Origin of the sequence: Phycicoccus mangrovi (assembly GCF_018729305.1) — a bacterium.
GTDB lineage: Bacteria > Actinomycetota > Actinomycetes > Actinomycetales > Dermatophilaceae > Phycicoccus > Phycicoccus jejuensis.
In genome coordinates this window covers 45,875-53,204 of the sequence record NZ_JAHHWP010000005.1, presented here as the reverse complement: position 1 = coordinate 53,204, position 7,330 = coordinate 45,875, and the positions used below count along the sequence as shown (strand labels likewise).

Here is a 7,330-nt window from a genome sequence, read left to right as displayed (position 1 = left end):
GGGGCCTTCGGGCCGGGCGTCGCCGGAGCCGGCGCGGACGGCGCCGCGGCGGCGGGCGCCGCCGGGGCCGGGGCGGCCGGAGCCGGGGTGGCCGGGGCCGCGGGGGCCTTCGGTCCGGGCGTGGCCGGAGCCGGCGCGGACGGGGCCGCGGCGGCGGGCTGCTGGGGGGCCGCCGGGGCGGCGGGAGCGGCCGGAGCCGCCGGGGCGGCGGGGGCCTTGGGGGCGGGCGCCTTGGCGGCGGCCTTCGGGGCCGCGGCCTCGACGGGGAACCGCTCGTTGTAGCGCCGGACCACCGGCGCCTCGATCGTCGAGCTGGCGCTCTTGACGTACTCGCCCATCTCGTTGAGGCGCTCGAGGACGACCTTGCTGGTCTCCCCGCGCTCCTTCGCAAGTGCGCTCACACGGACTTTAGACACATCTCTCCTGTCCAGGTCCGTGCCGGGGCGGCGCGGACCGTCGTTACAGCTGGGGGGTGCTCATCGCTGAGGACTCATCGGGTGCTCATTGCGTTCAAACCCGCTTCCGGTTCTGTCGTGCATCTGACGGTCACTCCTGCTCGAGGCCCTCGACCCAGGCCCGCACCTCGGTGGTGTCCGGGGCGGCACCGGCTCGCAGTGCGCGCCCGAACGCCCTCCGACGGACGGCGAGGTCGAGACACGAGACGCTCGGGTGCAGCCAGGCGCCGCGTCCCGGGCGACGGCGCCCGGGGTCGGGGAGGACCGTGGGGCCCTGCTCCGCCTGCCCGAGTACCACTCGCAGGAGTGCCGACCGGCTATCCGTCCCCCGGCACCCGATGCACGTGCGCACGGGCCCCGACGTCCGGAGTCCAGTCCGGTCGGTTCGCACCAGTCTACCGCCTACGCGGGCCCGGGCGTGTCGCGGGCACCCGTGGACCCCCCGCGGCCGGCGTCGGTGTCGGGCCGGATGTCGATCCGCCAGCCGGTCAGCTTGGCCGCGAGACGGGCGTTCTGCCCCTCCCGGCCGATGGCCAGCGAGAGCTGGTAGTCGGGCACGACGACGCGCGCGGCGCGCAGCGTCGGGTCGACGACCTCGACCGACTGCACGCGCGCCGGCGACAGGGCCGAGGCGATGAAGGACGAGGGGTCCTTGCTCCAGTCGACGATGTCGATCTTCTCGCCCTGCAGCTCGGCCATGACGGCGCGCACGCGGGCGCCCATCGGGCCGATGCACGCGCCCTTGGCGTTGAGGCCGGGGACGGTCGAGTGCACGGCGATCTTCGTGCGGTGCCCGGCCTCACGGGCCAGGGCCGCGATCTCGACGCTGCCGTCGGCGATCTCGGGCACCTCGAGCGCGAAGAGCTTGCGGACGAGGTTGGGGTGGGTGCGCGACAGACCGATCTGCGGGCCGCGGGGGCCGCGCTTGACCGAGACGACGAAGGTGCGCAGCCGCTGGCCGTGCTGGTAGGTCTCGCCGGGCACCTGCTCGGCGAGCGGGAGGATGCCCTCGATGGTGCCGAAGTCGACGAGCACGTGCTGGGGGTTCGGGCTCTGCTGGACGACGCCGGCGACGATGTCGCCCTCGCGGCCCTTGAAGTCGCCGAGGATCGCGTCGTCCTCGATGTCGCGCATCCGCTGGACGATGACCTGGCGGGCCGTCGACGCCGCGACGCGGCCGAAGCCGGTCGGGGTGTCGTCGAACTCCGGGCCGAGCTCGCGGCGCGGGCGGGCGGGGTTGCCCTCCTCGTCGACCTCGCCCTCGGGCGCCGGGACCTCGTGCTCCTCGCGCGCCCAGATGACGACGTGGCCCGTCTTGCGGTCCAGCTCGGCGCGCGCGGAGCGGTAGTGCCCGTCGGTGCGCTGGTAGGCCAGCAGCAGGGCCTGCTCGATGGCGGGGACGATGATGTCCAGCGAGATGCCGCGCTCGCGCTCCAGGGCGCGCAGGGCGGCGAGGTCGATGTCCACGGGTCAGCTCTCCTTCGGGTCGTCGTCGCGGCGCGAGAACTCGACCTGCACGGCGGCGTGGTCGAGGTCGGGGTAGGCCAGCGGGACGGTGCGGGCGGGGGTCTTGGCGGTGGCGGGGACCTCGAGCACGAGGCCCGCGCGGTCGGCGGCCACGAGGCGTCCGGTGGTCTCGCCGTCGGCGGTCCGGACGCTGACGAGGCGGCCGACGTTGCGCTGGAAGTGGCGCGGCAGGGTGAGCGGGCGGCCGACCCCGGCGGAGGAGACCTCGAGGGTGTAGGGCTGCTCCCCCATCACGTCGCCGGCGTCGAGGGCATCGCTCACGGCGCGGGTGGCGTCGGCGACCTCGTCGAGGGAGAGGGGGGTGGTCGGCTCGGTGACGCGGTCCACGTCGCCGAGGTCGCGCTCGATGAGGACGCGCACGACGCGGCGCTTGCCGGCCGGCGTGACGGTGACGTCCTCGAGGACGAGGCCGGCACCGGCGAGGCCCTCCTCGAGGACGGGTCGGACGCTGTCCGCGGTGGCCATGACGCCGGTCTCCTCTCCCTGTGCAGTTCTCGTCCCGGCTCGCGCCGGGGGCACCACTCTAGGGCCCCGCGACGCGTGCTCGCACCGTGGCATGATGGCGCGGTGCCGGCCGACGACCCCCGGCGTCCGGGGCGGCGCCTGCTGCTCGCCGGCACCGGGACCGTCCTCCTGGGCGCGCTCACGGGGTGCGGCGTCCGCCTCGAGGACGACGCCCCACGCCTCCCCCTCGTGCCCACCCGGCGCCCCCTCCCGGCCCAGGACCTGATGACGGCCCTGGTCCGCGACACCGCGGCCCTCGCCGCCGACGCGTCCGCGCTCGGCGACGACCTCGGGGCCGCCCTCGCGACGGCCCACCGGCGGCAGGTGACGGTGCTGCGCACGACGCTGCTGCGGGCCAGCGTGCCCGCGGTCGACCTAGACCCGAGCCCCTCCCCCTCGCCCTCGACCACCCCGTCCTCCTCGACGGACGACGCGCGCCGGCTGCGCTCCGACCTCGCCGCCCGGGAGTCGGCGGCCGCGGCGGCGGCGTCGTCGTTCGCGGCGGCTCCCGCCGAGCTGCTGCCGACCCTCGCGGCGCTGCACGCGCAGCGCGTCGCGGCGGCGGCCCTGCTCGGCGACCCGGCCCGGCCGGTGGGCGACCCGCCGGCGGGAACCGGCCCCACGGACGCGGTGGCCGCCCTCCGGCGCGCCTGCTACCTGCTCGAGGTGGCGGCGGCCCGCTCCGGCGGCACCCGGCGCGAGCGGGCCGTCGTCACCCTGGGCGTGCTGCGCACCCTGCGCGACGACGCCGCGCGCCCGGGGCAGCCCCCGCCGGCCCTCGGGTTCCCGCTGCCCTTCACCGTCCGGACCGGGGCCGACGTCGACCGGCTCGTCGCGCGGGCCACGACCGACGTGCGCGCGTCGCTCGGCGCGGCCCTGCCCGGGCTGCTCGCGTCCGACGCGGGGACCGGTCTCGCGGCCGCGGCCCGCTGGCTCGGTGCCGTCGAGGTCGAGGTGCACCGGTGGGGCGGGGCGCTGGTGCCGTTCCCGGGGCTCACGTGAGCGTCGAGCTGCCTCCGGAGTGGGCGGCCCGGGTTGCCACCTACCCGGCGGACGGCGGCCCGACCGGGGAGGACTGGCTGGCGACCGTCCCCCGGCTCGTCGCGCAGGCACTGGAGCGGTGGGACCTCGTCGTCGACGACGGACCGGCGGGCACCGGGTGGACGGCCCTCGTCCTGCCCGTCCGCCGCGGCACCGAGCGCCTCGCGCTCAAGGTCGGCTGGCCGCACCCCGAGGGCGCGCACGAGCACCTCGCCCTGCGCACGTGGGGCGGGGAGGGCGCGGTGCGCCTCGTCGCAGCCCTGCCGTCCGACGGCCTGCTGCTCCTCGACCGGCTCGAGCGCACCGACCTGACGGACGCCTGGGACGAGGAGGCCTGCGCGGTCGTCGGCGGGCTGCTGCGGCGCCTCCACGTGCCGGCCCCGCCGCAGGTCCCGCGCATCGCCCCCTACCTCGAGCCGCACCTGGAGCGGATGGCCTCACGACCCGCCGTCCCGCGGCGCCTCGTCACGCGCACGCTCGGGCTCGCGCGCGACCTCCTGCCCGGGGCGCCGGAGCTCCTCCTGCACACCGACCTGCACTACGAGAACGTCCTGCTGCACCCGCAGGAGGGCTGGACGGCCATCGACCCCAAGCCGGTCGCGGGGCACCCCGGCTTCGACCTCTGGCCGGTGCTGCGCAACCGGTTCCAGGAGATGGGCACCGGCTCGGCCTTCCGCTGGTCGGTGCGCCGGCGGCTCGAGGTCGTGGCCGAGGCCGCGGGCGTCGACCCCGACGAGGCCCGCGCCTGGACGCTGCTGCGCGCCGGGGTGGAGGTGAGCTGGGCGAGCGCGCTCGAGGGCGACGAGGCCGTCACGGCGTGCATCGCCCTGCACAAGGCGCTCGACGAGTGACCGCGGGTCGCGCCGCCCCCTCGGTGACGGCACGACCCGCGGCGGGTCGTCACATGCGCTCGGCGCCGTCCCGGATCGCCTCCCGGATGCGGGTGTACGTGCCGCAGCGGCAGATGTTGCGGATGCCGTCGAGGTCGGCGTCGGTGATGGCGCGGCCCTCGGCCCGGACGCGGCGCACGAGCGCCACCGCGGCCATGATCTGGCCGGGCTGGCAGTAGCCACACTGCGCGACGTCGTGGTCGACCCACGCCTGCTGCATCGGGTGCAGGTCGGCGTCGACGGTGTCGGCGAGACCCTCGATGGTCGTCACCTCGTCGTCGGGCGCGAGGTCGCCGACCCGGACCGAGCAGGGGTTGAACGCCTTGCCGTTGACGTGCGAGGTGCACGCCTTGCAGACGTTGATGCCGCACCCGTACTTGGGCCCGGTGAGGCGCAGGACGTCCCGGAGGACCCAGAGGAGGCGGACGTCGTCGGCCACGTCGACCGTGACCCGCTCGCCGTTGACGAGGAAGGTGTGCTGGGGCATGGCTGGCTCCTCAGGAGGTGTACGACAGGCCGTCGGTGGGCGACTCGGGCACGGGCGGGACGAAGCTCTTCGGGGTGAAGGAGACCGTCCCGTGGTTGACGGGGAAGCGGGTCGGGACCCTGCCGGTCGCCCGGGCGTAGGCGCACGCGACCGCGGCCACCGAGGCCGCGACGCCCGCCTCGCCGGCCCCGCCGGGCAGCTCCTCGTCGGAGGGCATGACGATGCACCGGAACTCGGGCGGGACGTTCCACTGCCGCGTGTAGAAGTAGTTGTCCCAGCTCGCCTCGAGGAAGCGGCCGTCCTGCAGGTGGTTGCTGCTCGTGAGAGCGAGGGCGATGCCGTCGGCGACGCCGCCCATCATCTGCGCCTCGAGGCCGCGCGGGTTGACGACGAGCCCGGCGTCCACCGCGATGACCGCCTTGGTGACGCGCGGGCCGGTGACGGCCTCACGGATCTTCCGGTTGACGGTCTCGGGCCGCGTGTCGAGCTCGACGAGCACCGCGGTGGCGCCCTTGTACTCGGTGTGGACGGCGATGCCCTGGGTCACACCCTTGGGCAGCGCGCGACCCCACCCGCCGGCCTTCGCGACCGCCTGAAGACAGCGCTTGGCCTTCGCGTTGCGCAGGAACGACATCCGGAAGGAGTAGGGGTCCTTGCCGAAGCGATTGGCGATCTGGTCGACGGCCAGCTCGTTGGCGGTCGCGACGTCCGGGCTGTAGATGTTGCGCATGCTGCCGGTGTTGAACCGGGTGTCGACCTCGTTGAGCAGCTGCGTGACGACACCGAAGTCGTAGGGCAGCTCCTGGGTCAGCGTGAAGATCGACTGCGAGAGGCTGAGCCCGCCGAGGTTGGCCGGCAGCTCGGCCGCGAGGGCGGTGAGCCGCTCCCCCAGCCCGTGGCCGAAGTCGGTGACGACGCTCGTGTGCCGCTGCTCGAAGGTGAGGACCTGGCCGGCCAGCATCGTCGCCCGCACCCGCGAGGTCGCCATCGGGTGCGTGCGCCCCTGGCGCGGCTCGTCGGCGCGGTGCCACATGAGCTTGACCGGCTTGCCCATTGCCTTGGAGATCTTGGCTGCCTCGATGGCGGCGTCACCGAACAGCTTGTGCCCGAACGACCCTCCGCCGGTGACGACGTTGACGGTGACCTTCGAGATCGGCAGCCCGACCGCCCGGGCCACGTTGCGCTGCGCCACGAGCGGCGCCTTGAGGCCGGCCCACACCGTGGCGCGGTCCGTGCGGACGTCGGCGATGGCGCAGTTCGGCTCCAGGGCAGCGCTGCTGCGGAACATGAACTCGAACCGCAGGTCCAGGGTGCTCGCGAGCACCGGCACCTTCGGGACGAGCATCGGCAGCTCGGCCCGGCGCAGCTCGGCGAGGATGGACTCGTCGTCCTCGCCGTCGACCGGCCCACCGTTCCACTGCACGTCGAGCGCGCGGACGGCATCGATGCACTGCCCGAACGTCGCGGCCCGGACGGCCACACCGGTGTCGACGGTGACGACGTCCGTGACGCCCGGCATCGCCTTCACCGTGGCGAGGTTGCGGACCGCACGCGGCGAGCCGTTGAGCGTCGGCGGGCGGCACACCATCGTCGGCAGCGCGTCCTCGACGACGAGGTCCATCGTGAACTGCTTGCGGCCGGTCACGGCGGCGACGGCGTCGTCGCGGCCGTGCGAGGTGCCGATGACCGAGAACTCGCGCCGGGGGGTCAGCGAGACCTCGACCGCGACGTCCTCCGTGCTCGCGGCGAGCGTCGACAGCTGCCCGTAGGTGAGCGTGGCGCCGGTCGGTCCGGTGACGACGCCGGCCTTCGTCGTGAGGGCCGAGAGCTGCGCGCCGAGCTCGGTGGCAGCGGCCCGCAGGAGGGCGCCGCGGGCGGTCGCGGCGGCGACGCGGATCGGCGTGAACATCGACTGCATCGTGTTGGAGCCGCCGGTCAGCTGGTTGAAGACGAGCTCGGGTCGCGCCGGCGCGAGGGTGACGCGCACGCGGTCGACGGGCAGGTCGAGCTCCTCGGCGATGATCATCGCCGCGGCCGTCGTGATGCCCTGGCCGACCTCCATCCGTGGGATCGCGAAGTGGGCGACGCCGTCCTCGTCGAGGTCGATGCGGATGAGCTGCGACGTGGGCAGCGCCGAGTTGGTCTGCAGGTCACCGAGGTCGAAGATCTCCGGCACCTGCGGGGGGCTCGGCACCGCGGCGGACGCGCTCGGCGCACCCGTGGACAGGTCGGCCGCGACGGCCAGGGTGCCGCTCGCGAGGACCCAGCCGATGAGGCGTCGGCGGCTGACGCCGGGGCGGTCCGGTGGCTCCGGGGCGGGGGTCTCGGGCGTCCGGGAGGTCGGGGCGGTCGTCATCGACGGTCCTTCCTGCACCCACCGACCGGACACGTCGTCGTGCCCGCAGGGGGATCGGGCGGCGCGGGTA

General features: G+C 75.1%; 8 protein-coding genes. 2 read left to right on the top strand and 6 right to left on the bottom strand.

Features of this window, described 5'->3' with window-relative positions; translation table 11 throughout:
• From KMZ30_RS02630 to rimP, 4 genes are all read right to left on the bottom strand, one after another.
• On the bottom strand, positions 1 to 401 hold a 401-nt coding region (locus tag KMZ30_RS02630; protein WP_372449516.1), incomplete at its 3' end, for a translation initiation factor IF-2 N-terminal domain-containing protein.
• Between the two features lie 145 nt (positions 402 to 546).
• Positions 547 to 753 (bottom strand): YlxR family protein, encoded by a 207-nt coding sequence (locus KMZ30_RS02625; protein ID WP_242525806.1) that lies wholly within the window; start codon positions 751 to 753, stop codon positions 547 to 549.
• 104 nt (positions 754 to 857) lie between these two features.
• Positions 858 to 1,922 (bottom strand): transcription termination factor NusA, encoded by a 1,065-nt coding sequence (gene nusA, locus KMZ30_RS02620; protein WP_030528038.1) that lies wholly within the window; start codon positions 1,920 to 1,922, stop codon positions 858 to 860.
• Between the two features lie 3 nt (positions 1,923 to 1,925).
• On the bottom strand, positions 1,926 to 2,447 hold the full coding sequence (gene rimP / locus KMZ30_RS02615; RefSeq protein ID WP_215511293.1) for a ribosome maturation factor RimP: 522 nt from the start codon (positions 2,445 to 2,447) through the stop codon (positions 1,926 to 1,928).
• Between the two features lie 102 nt (positions 2,448 to 2,549).
• On the opposite strand from rimP, the gene KMZ30_RS02610 reads away from it, so the two are divergent.
• Together KMZ30_RS02610 and KMZ30_RS02605 are read left to right on the top strand one after the other, a co-directional pair.
• The gene (locus KMZ30_RS02610) at positions 2,550 to 3,488 is read left to right on the top strand and encodes a ferritin family protein (RefSeq protein WP_215511292.1); all 939 of its coding nucleotides are present in this window, start codon (positions 2,550 to 2,552) and stop codon (positions 3,486 to 3,488) included.
• Entirely contained in the window at positions 3,485 to 4,378 is an 894-nt protein-coding gene (locus KMZ30_RS02605; RefSeq protein ID WP_215511291.1) for an aminoglycoside phosphotransferase family protein, read from the top strand. The genes KMZ30_RS02610 and KMZ30_RS02605 overlap by 4 nt, the downstream gene beginning before the upstream one ends.
• A gap of 49 nt (positions 4,379 to 4,427) precedes the next feature.
• Here KMZ30_RS02605 and KMZ30_RS02600 read toward each other — a convergent pair whose 3' ends face one another.
• Entirely contained in the window at positions 4,428 to 4,904 is a 477-nt protein-coding gene (locus tag KMZ30_RS02600) for a (2Fe-2S)-binding protein (RefSeq protein WP_030528034.1), read from the bottom strand.
• Positions 4,905 to 4,914: 10 nt separating this feature from the next.
• Positions 4,915 to 7,260 carry a molybdopterin cofactor-binding domain-containing protein gene (locus KMZ30_RS02595; protein ID WP_215511290.1) on the bottom strand — a complete coding sequence of 782 codons (2,346 nt, stop codon included), beginning with the start codon at positions 7,258 to 7,260 and terminating at the stop codon, positions 4,915 to 4,917.
• Positions 7,261 to 7,330: the final 70 nt, after the last annotated feature.